At 72.5% G+C, this 17257-nt stretch carries 13 protein-coding genes; 4 read left to right on the top strand and 9 right to left on the bottom strand.

The annotated features are described in order from the left end of the window. Positions 1–515: 515 nt before the first annotated feature. The 6 genes from OCJ37_RS11935 to ptsP form a co-directional block, all read right to left on the bottom strand. Positions 516–1919, bottom strand: coding sequence for a sensor histidine kinase (locus OCJ37_RS11935; protein WP_263109657.1), 1404 nt, complete (start codon positions 1917–1919; stop codon positions 516–518). Further along, positions 1916–2623, bottom strand: coding sequence for a response regulator (locus OCJ37_RS11930; RefSeq protein ID WP_263109656.1), 708 nt, complete (start codon positions 2621–2623; stop codon positions 1916–1918). Before OCJ37_RS11930 ends, OCJ37_RS11935 begins: the two co-directional genes overlap by 4 nt. A 784-nt stretch (positions 2624–3407) precedes the next feature. Beyond that, positions 3408–4673: a carbohydrate porin gene (locus tag OCJ37_RS11925; protein WP_263109655.1), complete on the bottom strand. Its 1266-nt coding sequence runs from the start codon at positions 4671–4673 to the stop codon at positions 3408–3410. A gap of 91 nt (positions 4674–4764) precedes the next feature. Next, entirely contained in the window at positions 4765–6489 is a 1725-nt protein-coding gene (locus OCJ37_RS11920) for a PTS fructose transporter subunit IIC (protein ID WP_263109653.1), read from the bottom strand. A gap of 82 nt (positions 6490–6571) precedes the next feature. Continuing rightward, positions 6572–7525 (bottom strand): 1-phosphofructokinase, encoded by a 954-nt coding sequence (gene pfkB / locus OCJ37_RS11915; RefSeq protein ID WP_263109651.1) that lies wholly within the window; start codon positions 7523–7525, stop codon positions 6572–6574. Continuing rightward, positions 7522–10041, bottom strand: coding sequence for a phosphoenolpyruvate--protein phosphotransferase (ptsP, locus tag OCJ37_RS11910; RefSeq protein ID WP_263109649.1), 2520 nt, complete (start codon positions 10039–10041; stop codon positions 7522–7524). The genes pfkB and ptsP overlap by 4 nt, the downstream gene beginning before the upstream one ends. Positions 10042–10197: 156 nt before the next feature. Here ptsP and OCJ37_RS11905 point away from each other — a divergent pair, with 156 nt between their 5' ends. Further along, positions 10198–11178 carry a LacI family DNA-binding transcriptional regulator gene (locus tag OCJ37_RS11905; protein WP_263109647.1) on the top strand — a complete coding sequence of 327 codons (981 nt, stop codon included), beginning with the start codon at positions 10198–10200 and terminating at the stop codon, positions 11176–11178. A gap of 236 nt (positions 11179–11414) precedes the next feature. On the opposite strand, the gene OCJ37_RS11900 is transcribed toward OCJ37_RS11905, so the two are convergent. Both OCJ37_RS11900 and OCJ37_RS11895 read right to left on the bottom strand, forming a co-directional pair. Beyond that, positions 11415–11591, bottom strand: coding sequence for a hypothetical protein (locus tag OCJ37_RS11900; RefSeq protein ID WP_263109645.1), 177 nt, complete (start codon positions 11589–11591; stop codon positions 11415–11417). 14 nt (positions 11592–11605) lie between these two features. Continuing rightward, positions 11606–11929 (bottom strand): transposase, encoded by a 324-nt coding sequence (locus OCJ37_RS11895; RefSeq protein ID WP_263109644.1) that lies wholly within the window; start codon positions 11927–11929, stop codon positions 11606–11608. Positions 11930–12244: 315 nt separating this feature from the next. Between OCJ37_RS11895 and OCJ37_RS11890 the strand changes: the two genes are divergently transcribed. The 3 genes from OCJ37_RS11890 to OCJ37_RS11880 all read left to right on the top strand — a co-directional run bounded on the left by OCJ37_RS11890 (position 12245) and on the right by OCJ37_RS11880 (position 15790). Next, entirely contained in the window at positions 12245–13537 is a 1293-nt protein-coding gene (locus OCJ37_RS11890) for a nucleotide sugar dehydrogenase (RefSeq protein ID WP_263109643.1), read from the top strand. Positions 13538–13661: 124 nt separating this feature from the next. Beyond that, the gene (locus OCJ37_RS11885) at positions 13662–15284 is read left to right on the top strand and encodes an FMN-binding glutamate synthase family protein (protein WP_263109642.1); all 1623 of its coding nucleotides are present in this window, start codon (positions 13662–13664) and stop codon (positions 15282–15284) included. Beyond that, complete coding sequence (locus tag OCJ37_RS11880) at positions 15281–15790, top strand: GNAT family N-acetyltransferase (RefSeq protein WP_263109641.1); 510 nt, start codon at positions 15281–15283, stop codon at positions 15788–15790. Before OCJ37_RS11885 ends, OCJ37_RS11880 begins: the two co-directional genes overlap by 4 nt. Positions 15791–15995: 205 nt before the next feature. Here OCJ37_RS11880 and OCJ37_RS11875 read toward each other — a convergent pair whose 3' ends face one another. After that, positions 15996–17255 carry a TIGR03862 family flavoprotein gene (locus tag OCJ37_RS11875; protein WP_263109640.1) on the bottom strand — a complete coding sequence of 420 codons (1260 nt, stop codon included), beginning with the start codon at positions 17253–17255 and terminating at the stop codon, positions 15996–15998. Positions 17256–17257: the final 2 nt, after the last annotated feature.

Raw genomic sequence — 17257 nt, 5'->3', positions numbered from 1 at the left:
AGCAGCCTTTCGTCAGCGCGGCGCCGCGCCCGGGCTGCGGAAGCGCACCGGCGCGTGCTGGCCGAGGCGTGGTGGAATGCCAGCACGCAGGCCACGCTGTGATCGCTGCAGGCGCCGTTCGCGTCGTTGCAGTTGCGCCGGGCCGACGCCGGCGCCGGCCAGCGCACCACCGTGGTGCCCAGCGCGGTCTGGCGGCCATCGTCGCTGATCACTTGGGCCTGCATGCTGGTGTCACTGCCGCGGCGTCGGTGAACGCATGCATGCGGATTGAACCTGGTATCGGTGACGCCCTCATGCGCCGCGCGCAGCGCCCGCGCGGCCAGCGCGTCCGGTCGCGGGTCGTGGAAGCCTTGCCACCAGGGACTGCCGTGCGGCCGTGCGATGGCCGCGGCCGGCAGCGATCCACCGTGGCGGCAACGGTTGCGCCAGGCCGGGCAGCGACGTGCCGACGCAGCCGGCCGGCGTCGCCGCGCTCAGCAGCGCAAGGCCGGCCAGGCGCAATGCACTGCGCCGGCTTACGCCGACGGCGCGGCGCCGGCCGGCAGGTCCAGTTCCACGCGCAGGCCGCCCAACGCCGAGCGCTGGTAGCGCAGCGTGGCGCGGTGGCGCGCTGCGATGCTGGCGACGATCGCCAGGCCCAGGCCGGTGCCGCCCTCGGGCGCGTCCGGGGCGCGGAAGAAGCGTTCGCCCAGCCGCGGCAGCAAGGCCGCGTCCACCCCGGGGCCGGCATCGTCGACCGCCAGCCGCAGGTGCCGCGGCTGCCGCCGCAGGCTCACCGTGACCATGCTGCCGGCGGCATGCCTGAAGGCGTTGTCGAGCAGGTTGTCGAGCAGTTCGCGCAGCGACCCGGCATCGGCGGCGATCCAGGCCGGGCCGTCTTCATCGTCGTCGTAGCCCAGGTCGGCCCCGGCCTGCAGCGCGTCGGGGATGCGCTCGGCCAGCGCCTGCGGCAGCCACGCGGCCAGGTCCAGCGGCAGCAGCGGGCGGATGCTCTCGCGCGGCGCCTGCGCGCGGGTCAGCGCCAGCAGCTGGGTGGAGCTGCGGATCGCGCGGTCGGTCAGCTGGCGGATGTGCTGCAGCGCCTGCGCGGTGTCCTGCGCGCGGGTGCTGGCCTGGGCGCGCTGCACGTGCATGCTCAGCCCGGCCAGCGGCGTGCGCAGCTGGTGCGCGGCATCGGCGACGAAGCGCTCCTGCAAGGCCATCATCTGCTTGAGCCGGCCCAGCAGGCCGTCGATGGCCTGGGTCAGCGGCAGCACCTCGATCGGGATGTCGGGGCCGGACACCGGGCTGAGGTCGCGCTGGCTGTCGTCGAGCCGGCGCACCGCCGGCTGCAGCAGGCGCAGGCCCACCCGCACGCCGTGCCAGACCAGCGCCAGCAGCGAGCAGGTCAGCAGCAGTTCGGTCGGCAGCATCAGCATCAGGATCTCGCGCGCGCGGCGGTGGCGGTCGTCCAGGGTCTCGGCCACCGAGATCGTCAGCCGGTCGCTGGCCTCGCGCGCCGACGGCACGGTCAGGCTGGCCACGCGCACCGGGGTGCCGTCGGCCATGCGTTCGTCGCGCAGCATCACCCGGCCGGGCGTGGTCGGCGCCGCGTGCGCGGGAATGGGCTGCGCGCTGTGGCTGATCAGGCCGTGGTCGCGGCTGCGCACCTCGAAGAACACCCGGCCCTCGGTGCTGTACTCGAGCAGGCGCCGCGCCTGCAGCGGCAGCGGCAGGCCGTCGCCGCCATCGTTGACCGCCTTGGCCAGGCCCAGCGTGTCCTCCTTCAGGTCCATGTCGTGGACGTGGTTGGAGTACTTGAGCATCAGCAGGTAGAACAGCGCCGAGACCACCAGCGTCAGCAGCAGAGTCGGGATCAGCAGGAACGCCAGCAGGCGCCGGCGCAGGCTGGGACGGGCAGGCACCGCGGCGGCGCTCACGGGGCGAGCGGGTCGTGGTCGGCGGCGGGCGCCGCGGCGCGGGATTCTTCCAGCAGGTAGCCCAGGCCGCGGATGGTGCGGATGCCGACGCCGGAACCGTGCAGCTTGCGGCGCAGGCGGTGCATGGAGATGTCCAGGCCGTTGTCGGTGATCTCGTGCTGCCAGTCGCACAGCGCATCGGTGAGCTGGCCGCGGCTGACCACGCGGCCGCTGCGCAGCAGCAGCGTTTCCAGCAGCGCGAATTCGCGCGCGGTCAGTTCCAGCGGCTCGTCCTGCAGCCACACCCGGCGCCCGGCCAGGTTGATCCGCAGCCGGCCCAGGGTCAGTTCGGGGATGCCGCCGCTGCTGCGCCGGCGCAGCAGGGCGCGGGTGCGGGCCAGGAACTCGGACAGTTCGAACGGCTTGATCAGGTAGTCGTCGGCGCCCTGGTCGAGCGCGCGGATGCGGTCCTCCACGCCGTCGCGCGCGGTCACCACCAGCACCGCGACCTCGTCGCGGCGCTCGCGCACGCGCTGCAGCACCTGCAGGCCGTCGCGCCGCTGCAGGCCCAGGTCCAGCACCAGCAGGTGGTAGCACTCGGCGCTGAGCGCGCGCTCGGCGGCGGCGCCGTCGCTGACGTGGTCCACCACGTGCCCGCACTCGGCCAGCGAGTCGCGCAGCGCGACGGCAATGGACGTATCGTCTTCGGCGACCAGGATGCGCATGGCCCGAGATGCTTGCAATGCGGATGTTGGAAAACCGTCGTAATCGGCAGTGGCGTGGCCGATACGAGGGGAACCGTTTATGTAGCGGTGGTGACGGTGGCGTGGGACGCCGCGCCGCCTGGGCCGGCGTCGGGAAAGTCCTACACGCCGGCGCGGCGTCGGCCGATCGCCAGCGCCCGCTGCGGCGCGCATCCTGTGCATGCCGGCAACGTCATCGCTCCCGCGCCAGGGATGCGCGCTTGCACGGAATCGAACGGACCTCGATTCGCCGGCCACCGATTTCGTTCCCGCGTGCGCCGATGGACCGGTGCGTGAGCATGCGCATGGAGTGGCACGGACGGAACGCACGAGGCCCCGGCATGCCGGGGCCTCGTGCGTTTTGCAGTGTGCGTTCTTGCCGCTGCGCCGCTCGGGCGGATCGCCGATCCTCGGCTGCCGGCCTGGGGTGCGGTGCCGCATGGACGCCAGGGCGGATTCGCCGCGCCACGCGACGCCGTTCGAGATCGCGCCGCCGGCCACGATGTCCATGGCTACCCGTGGCTACCCGTGGCTACCCGCGGCTACCCGTAGTTGCCCGTCGCGATGGCGGCGCGTGCATCTCATCGTCTTGTGGCCACCGCTGCAGATCGCGACAAGAATCGCCCATGCGCCGCCGCGCCTGTCGCAGCGGCGCACCTGGCGTGCCGTCGCTGGACGCCGCCGTCTACGCAGAAGGCCGCGGCGGCGCGCAGGCAATCGCCATCGCTCCACCAGGCCGACGAATCCCCAATCCCCAATCCCGGCCCTACAGCGCCCAATCCACCCGCATCCCCGCCACCAACGCATTGGGCAGATCGCGGGTGCGCGACGGTTCGTTGAACTGGTCCGGATGCACGATGTAGTGCAGGTTCGGCGCGATGCGCAGCTGCGGGGTGACCTGGATGCCGTAGCTCAGCTCCATCATGGTCTGCGACCTGTGCGGGGTGCCGCTGCCGCCGGCCGCGGCGCGCGCCAGGCGCAGGTCTTCCAGCGCATCGTCGCTGTAGCGCTGCTGGGTGACGACGAAGGCGACGTTGTCCTGCGGGCGGCTGGCGAAGGTGCCGCGCTGGACCAGGCCCAGCTCCAGGAAGTGGTCCTCGATCAGCTGCCCGGAAGTGCCCTTGAGCACGGAGCCGAACAGCACCAGCCCGCGCGTGCTGTCGGGGTCGGGGCGGGTGACCTGCTGCTCGAAGCGGAAGAACGCGCCGGAGCGGCCGTTGCGCGTGGCGTGGTCCAGGCCGCTGAGCCGCGCCGGGTTGCCGTTGCGGTCGTCGAGCGGATCGCTGTAGTCGGAGTTGTCCTGCCAGCCGCCCACCTCGTACATGGCCGGCAGGCGCGCGCTCGCCGCCTCGGTCTTGTAGCCGACCGCGTACGGCACGATCACCCCGGTGCGGTCGCGAGTGCTCCAGTTCAGCCCGTGCTCGCCGTCCTCGGCCTGGGTCGGATTGACCTCGTAGGCGCCGACGTGCACGTACACGGTCGGCGTCACCCAGGCCTTGGCGTGCGCGGCCCAGCTGGATACCGGCCACCAGGTGAAGTTGCTGGTGCGGAACACGTAGGTCGGATTGCCGCAGGCCGAGTTGCCCTGGAAATAGCCGCACAGCTCCGAGCCGAGGAAGTGGATGTTGGCCACGCTGCGCCCGGCCTCCAGTTCCAGGCGGTCGTCGAACAGCTTCTGCTGCAGGGTGAAGTTGGCCAGGCGCGTGCCCTGGCCGCCGTAGATTTCCTGCACCGAGGTGCTGTTGCCGATGTCGCTGTTGGCCAGGTTGGTGCCGTGCCGGTTGATCGCGTAGACCTTCAGCGTGGCGCCGTTCCAGCCCAGCAGCCGCTGCAGGTCGACGTCGGTGCCGAGCATCAGCTGGCCGGCGTAGGCGCTGCCTTGCTCCTTGCCGCCGTCCAGCGAGACCGCGGCCTCGCCGGTGTAGGCCAGCTTGAGCTTGAACGCGTCGCCGGCGTCCTGGGCGTGGAGCCGCGGCGCGAGGGCGAGCGCCAGCGCGGTGAGCGCCAGGCGCCGGGTGAGGGGGAGGGACATGGGGGAGGCTCCTCGGTGCGTGGAAAAGGTCGGCGCGCCGCCGCAGGCGGCGGGGGGAGGGGCGTCGCTGCGGGCGGCGCGCCGACGTGGCTTATGCGGCGACCGGCCGCTTCAATACGCGCAGCGCGACCGCGGTCAGCACGGTGCCGGCGAGCAGCGCCAGCAGGTACATGCCCAGGTGGGTCACCACGTGCGGGATCGGCAGCACGAACACGCCGCCATGCGGTGCCTGCAGTTCGGCGCCGGCGGCCATCGAGATCGCGCCGGCCAGCGCCGAGCCCAGCATCAGCGCCGGGATGGTGCGCAGGGGATCGCGCGCGGCGTAGGGGATCGCGCCTTCGGTGACGAAGGCCAGGCCGAGCACGCCGGTGGCGGCGCTGGTGTCGCGCTCTTCGCGGGTGAAGCGGTTGCGGAACACCCAGGTGGCCAGCGCGATGCCCAGCGGCGGGGTCATGCCGGCGACCATCGCCGCGGCCATCGGCGTGTACACCTGGCTGGCCAGCAACCCGGTGGAGAACGCATAGGCGGCCTTGTTGACCGGCCCGCCCATGTCGAAGGCCATCATCGCGCCCAGCAGCAGGCCCAGCAGCACCGCGCTGCTGCCCTGCATGCCGCGCAGCCACTCGGTGAGCCAAGCCAGCAGTTCGGCGACCGGCTGGCCGACCACGTACATCATCGCCAGGCCGACCAGCAAGGTGCCCAGCACCGGCAGCAACAGCATCGGCTTGAGCCCTTCCAGCGTGCGCGGCAGCCTGATCGCGCGGTTCAGCGCGGCCACGCCGTAGCCGGCGATGAACCCGGCGAAGATGCCGCCGATGAAGCCGGCGCCGAGGTTGGCCGCGACCAGCCCGCCGATCATGCCGGGGGCGATGCCGGGACGGTCGGCGATCGAGTAGGCGATGTAGCCGGCCAGCGCCGGCACGATGAGCACGAACCCGGCGTTCTTGCCGATCTGGAACAGCGTCCAGCCCAGCGTGCCCTTGTGCGCGTCGTCGAACACGTAGATCCCGCCCAGCGCGAACGCCAGCGCGATCAGCAGGCCGCCGGCGGTGACGAACGGCAGCATGAACGACACGCCGGTCATCAGGTGCTTGTACGGGCCGGCGGACTTGGCGCGTTCGCCGTTCGCCGGCGCGGCGCCGTTGCCGCCGGCCGCGTGCACGCCGGCCTCGGCCAGCGCCTTGCGGATCAGCGCCGGGCCGTCGTTGATCGCCGGCTTGGTGCCGCTCTTGTACAGGCGCTTGCCGCCGAAACGCGACAGGTCCACTTCGCGGTCGGCGGCGATCAGCACCAGGTCGGCTTCGGCGATCTCGGCGTCGCTGAGCGTGTCCTGCGCGCCGACCGAACCTTGCGTCTCGACCCGGATCCGGTGGCCCAGGGTCTTGGCCGCCTGCTGCAGGCCTTCGGCGGCCATGAAGGTGTGGGCGATGCCGGTGGGGCAGGAGGTGACCGCGACGATGCGCTTGGCGCCGTCGGCCTGCGCGGTGCCGGCGGATGCCGTCGGCGCGGCGCTGGCCGCGGCCAGCAGCGGCGCGAGCACGCCGCTGGCATCGCCAAGCACCGCATCCAGACTGGCGCGCAGCGGCGCGCTGCCGGCGAAGCGCGCCGCGTCGGCATCGCCGTCGCCGACCAGCAGCAGCGGAGCGCCGCTGCCGGCCGCGGCCAGGTCCAATGGCGCGATCACGCCCTGCGGCGTGCGCACCTCGGCATGCAGCACCGCGCCGCGCGCGCTGGCCGCATGGCGCAAGGCTTCGGCGGCGAGGACGGCTTCGGTGCTGCGCTCGCCGGCGGCGATCACCACGAAGATAGGATTCATGCTTGCTCCCGATGGACGCAGGGGGACGCCGCGCGCGAGGGCGGCGGCGTGGGATGGGCGGGCGTGACGTTCGGCGAGGGATTCATGGCAGCGGCTCGATGCGCACCGCGGCGGCGATGCCGTCGACCTGGTCGCGCGGCAGCCGGCGGGCGGCGCCGCTGCCCAGCGTGGCCACGGCGAAGGCGGTGGCCTGGCGCGCGCAGGTCGCCAGGTCGGCGTCGGCGAGCAGGGCCGCGACCAGGCCGGCGACCATCGCATCGCCGGCGCCGACGCTGCTGCCGCCGGCCAGCTGCGGCGGGCGCGCCAGCAGCGCCTGCTCGCCGCGCACGAACAGCGCGCCGTCGGTGCCCAGCGACACCGCCACCAATGCGATACCGCTGGCGAGCAGCGCGCGCGCCGCCGCCAGCACCTCGGCGGTCGTGCGCAGCGGCGTGCCGGCCCAGTCCTCCAGTTCGTGGCGGTTGGGCTTGATCGCGAACGGCAACTGCGCGCGCGGCGCGGCCAGCGCTGCGCGCAACGGCGCGCCGCTGGTGTCCAGCAGCACCCGCGCGCCGGCCGCGGCGGCCTGCGCCTGCAGCACGCGCCAGCTGTCCTCGGCCAGGCCGGCCGGCAGGCTGCCGCTCAGCACCACCGGCAGGCCCGGGCGCAGCAGGTCGGCCAGGCGCGCGCCCACCGCGTGCAGCTCGGCCGCGCCCAGCGGCAGGCCGGGCAGGTTGATGTCGGTGGTGTCGCCGCTGTCGGCGGCGACCAGCTTGAGATTGGTGCGGGTGTCGCCGGGCACGCGCAGGCAGCGGTCGTCGATGCCGCGCGTGGCGAACAGACTGTCGAACGCGTGCGCGTTGCCGGCGCCGAGCACGCCGAGCGCGGCGGTCGCGATGCCGGCGTCGGCCAGGCAGGCGGCGACGTTGATGCCCTTGCCGCCGGCGATGGCGTGCGCGCTGCGCGCGCGGTGCACCTGGCCGGGCTGCAGGCGGTCGATCGCCACGGTCAGGTCGATCGCCGGGTTCAGGGTCACGCTGACGGCCTGCACGCTCATGCGCCGGCTCCGTCCAGCGCGCGCACGTCGGCCGCGCTCTCGCAGTCCAGCGCGCGTTGCGCCAGGGCCTGCAGCGCGTCCAGGCGGCTGCCGCGCAGGCGCGCCTTCACCGCCGGCACGTCGTTGGGGGTCATCGACAGCTCGTGCACGCCCAGCCCGGCCAACAGCGCCGCGCCGAACGCATCGCCGGCCAGGCCGCCGCACACGCCGACCCAGCGCCCGTGCTTCGCGGCGCCTTCCACGGTGGTGCGGATCAGGCGTAGCACCGCCGGGTGCAGGCTGTCGGCCTCGGCGGCCAGGTCCGGGTTCTGCCGGTCGATCGCCAGCGTGTACTGGGTCAGGTCGTTGGTGCCGATCGAGAAGAAGTCGGCATGCCGCGCCAGCGCGTCGGCCTGGATCGCCGCGGCCGGCACTTCGATCATGATGCCCAGCGGCACTTCCGGCGCGTCCAGCTCGGCGCGCAGGCGTTCGCACTCGGCGCGCAGCGCGACGATCTCCGCCGCCGAGGTGATCATCGGGAACATGATCGCCAGCTTGGCGCCGTCCCTGGCCGCGCGGTACAGCGCGCGCAGCTGCGGCTGCAGCAGGTCGGCGCGGCGCAGCAGCAGGCGCGCGCCGCGCACGCCCAGGAACGGGTTGTCCTCGCGCGGCAGGTTCAGGTGCGCCACCTGCTTGTCGCCGCCGATGTCCAGCGCGCGCACGATCAGCGAGCGCCCGTCCAGCGCCCTGGCCATCGCCACGTAGGTGGCGTACTGCTCGTCCTCGCTCGGCGTGCTGCCGCGCTCCAGGAACAGGAACTCGGTGCGCATCAGGCCCACGCTCTCGGCGCCCTGCGCCAGCGCCAGCGGCACCTGCTCGGGCAGGTTGACGTTGGCGCCGATCTCGATGCGGTGGCCGTCCTGGGTCTGCGCCGGCTGGTTGCGCTGCTCAGCCTCGCGCTCGCGCAGCTGGCGCTGTTCTTCGATGTAGGCGCGCGCCGAGGCCAGGTCGGCTTCCGACGGCGCCAGGTACAGGCGGCCGCTGCTGCCGTCGACGATGACCGTGGCGCCATCCTCCAGGTCCATCAGGTCGGCGCCGCCGGCGACCAGCGCCGGCAGGCCCAGGGTGCGCGACAGGATCGCGGTATGCGAGGTCGGCCCGCCCAGCGCGGTGGCCAGGCCGAGCACGCGGCTGGTGTCCAGGTGCGCGGTGTCCGACGGCGACAGGTCGCTGGCGAGCAGGATGCAGGGGCGATCGGGCAGGTGCTCCAGGCTGCCGCTGGCCAGGCTCGGGTCGATCTGGGCGAGCACGCGGCGGCCGACGTCGCGCAGGTCGCTGGCGCGCCCGGCCAGCACCGCGTTGCCCAGCGCCGAGAGCTTGTTGGCCAGCCGCTCCACCGACTGCTGCCAGGACCAGGCCACGCCGTGGCCTTCGACCATCAGCTGGCAGGCCAGGGTGATCAGGTCGGTGTCGTTGAGCAGTTCGGCCTGGGCGCGGAAGATCGCCGCGTCGCCGGCGCCGAGCCGGCGCCGGGTGTCGTCCTCGATCGCCTGCAGCTGCTGGCGGGTGCGCAGCAACGCATCATGCAGCAGCGCGCCGCCGTCGCTGAGCGGCACCGGCGCATCGGCCACCGGACCGTCGTTGCCGGCCAGCTTGTGCACCACGCCGATCGCCAGGCCGGGGCTGGCGCCGATGCCGACGATCGCCGGTTGCGCCTGCGGCGGGGTCCAGCCGGCGACCGGCGCGGCGCGGCGTTGCGCCGCGGCCTGGGCGTCGGCCTTCTCCTGTGCGGTGAGGCCGTCGATGACGCTGCGCAGCCGCGCCAACGCCGCGGCGGCGTCCTGGCCTTCGGCCGAGATCGTCACCGTGTCGCCGGCATGCAGGCCCAGCTGCAGCAGCGACACCAGGTTCTTGGCGTCGCCGACCTGATCGCCGGCACGCACCTGGATCCGCGCCGCGAAGCCGCGCGCGGTCTCCACCCAGCGCGTGGCCGGGCGCGCGTGCAGGCCGGTGGGGTAGGCCACGGTCCAGTCGAAGCGCTCGGCCAGGTCGGCGACCGGGGCGCCGCTCGCGGCGGCGGCCGGGTCCTGGCCCAGCGCGTCGACGATCGCCTGCGGGTCGTCGCTGGCGAACAGCGCGTCCAGCCGCGGCTGGTCCTGGATCAGCCGGGTCAGGCGCCGCAGCAGGGTGATGTGGGTGTCGGACTGCGCGGCGATGGCGACCACCAGGTGCGTGGTCTGCCCGGGGTTCCATTCCACGCCGTCGCGGATCTGCAGCACCGCGATGCCGTCGCGCTGGACCAGGTGCCGGTCCTCGCCGGTGCAGTGCGGGATCGCCACGCCATGGCCGAGGAAGGTGTTGGCCAGGGCCTCGCGGCGCAGCATGCTGGCCGTGTAGGCCGGCGGCACGCAGCCGGCGGCAACCAGCAGTTGCGCCGCCTGGGCGATGGCGTCGGCCTTGTCGCGGACCTGGACGTTGACGCGGACCAGTTCGCTGGCGACCAATACGGGGGGATTCGTCTGGGTCACGCGGGACATCCTTCGGGTCTGGGACAGCAAGTGGGTGGAGTGTGGGAACGTTCCCACTCCAGAGTCAATGTGCAGTGCACAATTTATTGGGGAAATGCTGGTGTTACTATCGGATCTCGCCGCTTGGAAAGGAGTTGAAGTGGAAGTTTCGCGGGAACGTTGCCAGTGACAGTCAGCATCCATGACGTGGCGCGGGTGGCCGGGGTCTCGACCTCGACGGTGTCGCGGGCGCTGGGCCAGGGCCCGGTCAGCGAGGACGTGCGGGCGCGGGTCGAGGCGGCGGTGCGCGAGACCGGCTACCGGCCCAACCTGATGGCGCGGCGGCTGCGTTCGCAGCATTCGGGGATCGTCGGGCTGATCGTGGCCGACATCCGCAACCCGTTCTTCACCGCGGCGATCCGCGCGGTCGAGGACGTGGCCTACCGCGCCGGCATGCGCGTGATCCTGTGCAACACCGACGAGGATCCGCAGCGCGAGGCGCTGTACCTGCAGCTGATGCAGGAGGAGCGGGTCAGCGGCCTGATCTTCGCGCCGACCCGCACCACCCAGAGCCAGCTGCCCAAATTGAACTTCGACTACCCGGTGGTGCTGATCGACCGCGCCGGCAAGGCCGGGGTGCACGACAGCGTGGTGCTGGACAACGCCGCGGCGATGGGCGCGCTGATCGAGCACCTGGCCGAGCGCGGTTTCCAGCGCATCGGCGGGCTGTTCGGCAAGACCAGCAGCACCGCCGCCGAGCGCCGCGACGGCTACCTGGCGGCGATGCAGGCGCACGGCCTGGCGCCGAGCTACCGCGAGGTGGCGCCGAGCGCGGAGGCGGCGACCGCCGAGGCGCAGGCCTGGCTGGCGCAGCCCGAGCGCCCCGAGGCGCTGGTGGCCAGCAACAGCCTGCTGCTGATGGGCGCGCTGAAGGCCGCGCGCGGCGCCGGCCTGCGCATCCCGCAGGACCTGGCGCTGGCCGGCTTCGACAACGAGAGCTGGACCGAGCTGGTCGAGCCGGGCATCACCGTGATCGAGCAGCCGGTGGAGGAGATGGGGCGCACCGCCATGTCGCTGCTGCTCGAGCGGCTGAATGCGCCGGCCTTGCCGATGCGCAAGGTGGTGCTGAGCGGGCGCTGCATCGTGCGCGGGTCGAGCCTGCGCTGAGGGCGGATGCGGATGCGTTGGCGCGCCGCCGCTGCAGCGGTACGCTGGCCGGGCCGAGGTGCCGGCGTCTGGCGTTGTTCAAGGCCGGCAGCATGGGTGTTGCCATGTCTGCCGCTGTGCAATCAGCCGCACATCGGTTGCGCACGATCCGTGGTCGCGTCCCGCCACGGGCGTCATGCCGCCGTGCAGCGCCTCGAGCGACCGGCCCGCCATGTGGCGGCCGAGGGAGGCTGTCGTTATTCGCTGCCGTCCGGCCGCGGATAGTCGTGTTCAGGATCGGCGTGGTTGCGCTTGGGATCGCTGTCGGGCTGGTCGCGGTCCTTCCACTGCGCGTCGTCGTTGTGCATCTCGCCCGGGGTGCGGCTCTGCTGCTGGGAACTGTCCGCGTTCTCGCGGTTCGGTGCGCTGGACATGGCGTGTCTCCGGGTCAGGCGGGGGAATGCAGCGGATTGGAATGCGTATCGCGCCGCTCCGAGCCGTCCAGCCTGGCCCAGCAGGCCAGCACGAACGCCTCGGCATCGCTCCAGGCGATGCGCGGCCACGGATGCTCGGCGTCGTAGCGCTGGCGCAGGCGCTGCATGCGCACCTCGTTGGATTCGCGCGGAAGTTGCAGGAACACGTCGCACGCCATCTTGATCAGACGCGCATGCTCGCTGAAGGACTGCGGTCCCAGCTTGCCTTCACCGTGCAGCATCTTCCAATGCGCCAGTTCGGCTTCGACATCCACGAGCAGGGATGGAGCATGGCTCACGGCGAGTTCTCCTGTAATTGGGTGCGGTTTAGCTTTGGAATGAGCTAGGTTGCGCGGATGCGCTTCGCTACCCTAGACCTGGCCACGTCAAGATCAGGTCATGTCGCCGTGGCCGAGTGCGGCAAGGCGCGGCGCTGCAGTGCCGCGCGGCGACACGGCGCCGCCGCATCGGTCGTGAAGACGCCGCCCGGCGGCGGCGCTTGGAGCGCGCCGCCGCGGCGCTTACCATGGCCGCGCGTCCGCATTGCGGACACCGCATTCCCGCAACCACCCGCACGGCCGGCGCATGCGCCGCCGCGCCCCGAAAGGAACGGCATGCCCGTCGATATCGCGTTCGATCCCGCGCAGCTGCGCATCGCCGTCATCGGCCTGGGGTATGTCGGCCTGCCGCTGGCGGTGGCGTTTGGCGCGCTCCACGACACGCTCGGCTACGACATCGACGCGCAGCGCGTGGCGCAGCTGCGCGACGGCCACGACCAGACCCTGGAGATGGAGCCCGAGGAACTGCGCGCCGGCGTGCACCTGCGCTACAGCGACGACGCCAGTGCGCTGCGCGACCGCAACGTCTACGTCGTCACCGTGCCGACCCCGATCGACGCCTACGAGCAGCCCGACCTGCAGCCGCTGCGCCAGGCCAGCGAGCTGCTCGCCGGCGTGCTCAAGCGCGGCGACCTGGTGATCTACGAATCCACGGTGTATCCGGGCACCACCGAAGAGGTGTGCGTGCCGCTGCTGGAACAGGGCTCGGGCCTGCGCTTCAACGAGGATTTCCACTGCGGCTACAGCCCGGAGCGGGTCAATCCCGGCGACCGCCAGCGGCGCCTGGCCGACATCCGCAAGATCACCTCCGGTTCCAGCGCCGCGGCGGCCGATGCGGTCGATGCGCTGTACGCCGGCATCATTACCGCCGGCACCTGGCGCGCGCCGTCGATCCGGGTGGCCGAGGCGGCGAAGGTGGTGGAGAACATCCAGCGCGACGTCAACATCGCCCTGGTCAACGAACTGGCGCTGATCTTCGACCGCCTCGGCATCGACACCCAGGACGTGCTGGAGGCGGCCGGCACCAAGTGGAACTTCCTGCCGTTCCGCCCCGGCCTGGTCGGCGGCCACTGCATCGGCGTGGATCCGTACTACCTGCTGCACAAGTCCGAGAGCATGGGCTACCACCCGGACCTGATCCACACCGCGCGCCAGGTCAACAACCGGGTCGGCGCGCACGTGGCCGCGCGGGTACAGGCGCTGCTGGCGGGCAAGGGCGTGGAGATGGCCGCGGCCGCGATCCTGGTCCTGGGCGTCACCTTCAAGGAGAACTGCCCGGACCTGCGCAACAGCCGCGCGCTGGAGCTGGTGCAGGCGCTGGCCGCCAGCGGCGCGCGGGTCGATGCCTGCGACCCATGGGCCGACCCGCAGCTGGCGCGCGAACACGGCGGCGTGGACCTGGCCCCGGCGCCGCACGCCGGCCGCTACGACGCGGTGGTGTTGGCGGTGGCGCACGAGGAGTACCGCCGCTTCGACGCCGCGCAGATCCGCGCCCTGGGCACGCCGAACCTGGTGGTCTACGACGTCAAGTCGGTGTGGCCGCGCGAGGCGGTGGACGACCGGCTGTAACCGAGGGCCGGGCGCCGTGCACCGCCAAGCTGTACGTCGCCCAAGCGGACGCTAGGCGGCGCCAGCGCCATTGCCGGCCTGCACCGCCTACACTCGCTGCCTTCCGAATCTCGCGAGGAACGCGATGCACCGCTACCTAGCCTATGTCGCCAGCTGCGTGCTGCTGGCGCTGTCCATCGCCTTGTGCGCGATCTGGCCGCTGTGGGGCTGGGGCGTGGCCGGGTTCGCGATCCTGGCGCTGCTCGGCACCTGGGACCTGCTGCAGACCCGCAGCACGCTGCGCCGCAACTATCCGATCCTGGCGCATTTCCGCTATGGGCTGGAATCGGTGGGCCCGGAGATGCGTCAGTACTTCCTGCAGAGCGACATCGAGGAGGCGCCGTTCTCGCGCCAGCAGCGCGCCCTGGTCTACCAGCGCGCCAAGAACGTGATGGACGTGGTCCCGTTCGGCACCCTGCGCAGCGCCTACGCCACCGACTACGAATGGATCAACCACTCGCTGGCGACCAGCGAGATCGCCCACCACGATTTCCGCGTCACCATCGGCGCCGACTGCGCGCAGCCCTACTCGGCCAGCGTGTTCAACATCTCGGCGATGAGTTTCGGCGCGCTGTCGGCCAACGCCATCCGCGCGCTCAACGAAGGCGCGCGCCGCGGCGGCTTCTACCACGACACCGGCGAAGGCTCGATCTCGCCGTACCATCGCGAATGCGGCGGCGACCTGGTGTGGGAGATCGGCTCGGGCTACTTCGGCTGCCGCGATGCGGACGGGCGTTTCAGCGAGGAGCGCTTCGTCGCCAACGCCACGCTGGCGCAGGTCAGGATGATCGAGATCAAGCTGTCGCAGGGCGCCAAGCCGGGCCACGGCGGGGTGCTGCCGGCGGCCAAGGTCAGCGCCGAGATCGCCGCCACCCGCGGCGTGGCGATGGGCCAGGACTGCGTGTCGCCGTCGCGGCATTCGGCGTTCTCCACGCCGCTGCAGCTGCTGCAGTTCGTGGCCCGGCTGCGCGAACTGTCCGGCGGCAAGCCGACCGGGTTCAAGCTGGCGGTCGGGCATCCGTGGGAGTGGTTCGCGATCGCCAAGGCGATGCAGGAAAGCGGGCTGTATCCGGATTTCATCGTCGTCGACGGCGCCGAGGGCGGCACCGGCGCGGCGCCGGCCGAGTTCATCGACCACGTCGGCGTGCCGATGCACGAAGCGCTGCTGCTGGTGCACAACACCCTGGTCGGGCTGGACATCCGCGAGCGGATCAAGCTCGGTGCGGCCGGCAAGATCACCAGCGCGTTCGACATCGCGCGGACCCTGGCGCTGGGCGCGGACTGGTGCAACGCCGGGCGCGGCTTCATGTTCGCGCTGGGCTGCATCCAGTCGCTGAGCTGCCACAGCGACCGCTGCCCGACCGGCATCGCCACCCAGGACCAGCGCCGCTGGAAGCACCTGGACCCGACCGACAAGGCGGTGCGCGTGGAGCACTACCACGCCAACACGCTGCGCGCGCTGCGCGAACTGCTCAGCGCCGCCGGGCTGGAAGACCCCTCGCAACTGGGACCGGAACACATCCTGCGCCGCGTCTCGCAGGTCGAGATCCGTTCGCTGGCCTCGCTGTACCGCTACCTGGAGCCGGGCGAACTGCTGCGCACGGTGCCCGACCACGCCGTGTTCCACGACTACTGGGGCGACGCGCGCAGCGATTCGTTCCAGCCGCCGGCGCGGATCCGCAGTCTGCGCGAGAGCAAGTCGCGATGAGCGCCGACGCTATGCCGGCGCCGCCGATCCAGCTGCGGCCGTCGAGGGCGGCGGACATCGACGCGATGTGGGCGCTGCGCACGCGCTGCGTGCGCGAGGTGTGCCGCTCGCATTATCCGCCCGAGGTGATCGCGGCCTGGGCGGCCTCGCCGGCGCCGGCGACCTATCCAGAGCTGATCGCCAGCGGCGGCGCGGTGATCGCCGAAGACCGCGCCGGCCGCCTGCTCGGTTTCGGCGTGGTCGACCTGGCCGGCAACGAGATCGACGGCCTGTTCGTCGACCCCGATGCCCACGGCGCCGGCCTGGGCGGCCGCCTGCTGCGCGCGCTGGAAGCGAAGCTGCCGGCGGGAACGCGCATCCATCTGGCGGCGGCGCTCAATGCGGTGGCGTTCTACCAGGCGCAGGGCTACGTGGTGCTGCGGCAGGGCAGTTACGCCCATCCCAGCGGCATTGCACTGGCCTGCACCTACATGGAAAAGCCCGCGGCGGATGCATCGAGCGCGTGACGCCCCGATCGCGATGCGGATTGCGCTTGCTCACGATCCACGATGGCTGCGGCACGCATCGCACCGCGCACCGGCCTGAAGAACGCCATGGCGTGTGGCGCCAGTGAGCCCAGCGTCCGCGCCAGCGAGCATTGCTTCCCACTCTGAAACCAAAAAGTGCAAGCGTTTTCGAATCCCGAATCCCGAATCCCGAATCCCGCGCAGCTCAGCCGCCCGACCGCCCCAACCACGCCACCGCCCCGCGCCCGGCCCGCAGGCCGCTGGCGAAACAGGCGCTCAACAGATAGCCGCCGGTCGGCGCCTCCCAGTCGAGCATTTCGCCGGCGCAGAAGGTGCCGGGCAGGGCGTGCAGCATCAGCGCCGGGTCCAGCGCCTCCAGGCGCACGCCGCCGGCGCTGCTGATCGCCTCGGCCAGCGGGCGCGGGCGCTGCAGGGTCAGCGGCAGCCGCTTCAGCGTGGCCGCCGCGCGCGCCGGGTCGTGCCCGGCGTCCTTGCCCAGCACCTCGAACAGCAGTGCCGCCTTGACCCCGTCGATGCCGGCCTGGCGTCGCAGGTGCTCGCCGAAGCTGCGCCCGCCGCGCGGCTTGCCCAGTTCGGCCTGCAGCCGCGCCAGCGCGCGGCCCGGCGCCAGGTCCAGCCACAGCACGGTCGGCCCGTGCGCGGCGATCGCCTCGCGCAGGTCCGCCGACAGCGCATAGACCAGGCTGCCTTCGATGCCGTGTTCGCCGACCACGCACTCGCCCTGCAGGGCGTGGTCGTGGCCATGCACGTCTTGCCAGTGCGCGACCACCGGCTTCAGCGGCGCGCCGGCATGCCGTTCGCGGAAATGCGCGCTCCAGTCGATGTCGAAGCCGCAGTTGGCCGGTTGCAGCGGCGCCACGTCCACGCCGCGCGCGCGCAGCGTGTCCTGCCAGGCGCCGTCGGAACCCAACTGCGGCCAGCTGCCGCCGCCCAGCGCCAGCACGCAGGCATCGGCATGCACCGCGCGCTCGCCCTCGGCGGTGGCGAAGCGCAGCGCGCCGTCGCCGTTCCAGCCCTGCCAGCGATGCTGCACGTGGAAGCGCACCCCGGCCTCCTTCAGCCGCCGCACCCAGCCGCGCAGCAGCGGCGCGGCCTTGCGGTCCAGCGGGAACACGCGGCCGGAACTGCCCACGTAGGTCTCCACGCCCTGCGCCTGCGCCCAGGCGCGCAGCGCATCGGCGTCGAAGTCGGCCAGCCACTGGCCGACCTGCGCGGCGCGCTCGCGGTAGCGCGCGACGAACAGCGCGAACGGGTCAGAGTGGGTCAGGTTGAGCCCGCCCTTGCCGGCGATCAGGAACTTGCGCCCGACCGAGCCCTTGCCCTCGTACAGGTCGACCTCGGCGCCGGCCGCGCGCGCGGTCTCGGCGGCGATCAGCCCGGCCGGGCCGCCGCCGACGATGGCGATGCGGCCGCGCGCGGCGGCGGCGAGCTTGCTGGCGGGCATCG

This window comes from Xanthomonas sp. AM6 (genome assembly GCF_025665335.1).
Classification (GTDB): domain Bacteria; phylum Pseudomonadota; class Gammaproteobacteria; order Xanthomonadales; family Xanthomonadaceae; genus Xanthomonas_A.
The sequence above is the reverse complement of the archived record's forward strand: the minus strand, read 5'-3'. Positions and strand labels throughout refer to the sequence as shown.

Excerpts from the sequence above, each read along its gene's own strand:
- OCJ37_RS11930 (WP_263109656.1), bottom strand. The coding sequence starts at position 2,623 with ATGCGCATCCTGGTCGCCGAAGACGATACGTCCATTGCCGTCGCGCTG.
- OCJ37_RS11925 (WP_263109655.1), bottom strand. The coding sequence starts at position 4,673 with ATGTCCCTCCCCCTCACCCGGCGCCTGGCGCTCACCGCGCTGGCGCTC.
- OCJ37_RS11920 (WP_263109653.1), bottom strand. The coding sequence starts at position 6,489 with ATGAATCCTATCTTCGTGGTGATCGCCGCCGGCGAGCGCAGCACCGAA.
- pfkB (WP_263109651.1), bottom strand. The coding sequence starts at position 7,525 with ATGAGCGTGCAGGCCGTCAGCGTGACCCTGAACCCGGCGATCGACCTG.
- ptsP (WP_263109649.1), bottom strand. The coding sequence starts at position 10,041 with ATGTCCCGCGTGACCCAGACGAATCCCCCCGTATTGGTCGCCAGCGAA.
- OCJ37_RS11900 (WP_263109645.1), bottom strand. The coding sequence starts at position 11,591 with ATGTCCAGCGCACCGAACCGCGAGAACGCGGACAGTTCCCAGCAGCAG.
- OCJ37_RS11890 (WP_263109643.1), top strand. The coding sequence starts at position 12,245 with ATGCCCGTCGATATCGCGTTCGATCCCGCGCAGCTGCGCATCGCCGTC.
- OCJ37_RS11885 (WP_263109642.1), top strand. The coding sequence starts at position 13,662 with ATGCACCGCTACCTAGCCTATGTCGCCAGCTGCGTGCTGCTGGCGCTG.
- OCJ37_RS11880 (WP_263109641.1), top strand. The coding sequence starts at position 15,281 with ATGAGCGCCGACGCTATGCCGGCGCCGCCGATCCAGCTGCGGCCGTCG.
- OCJ37_RS11875 (WP_263109640.1), bottom strand. The coding sequence starts at position 17,255 with ATGCCCGCCAGCAAGCTCGCCGCCGCCGCGCGCGGCCGCATCGCCATC.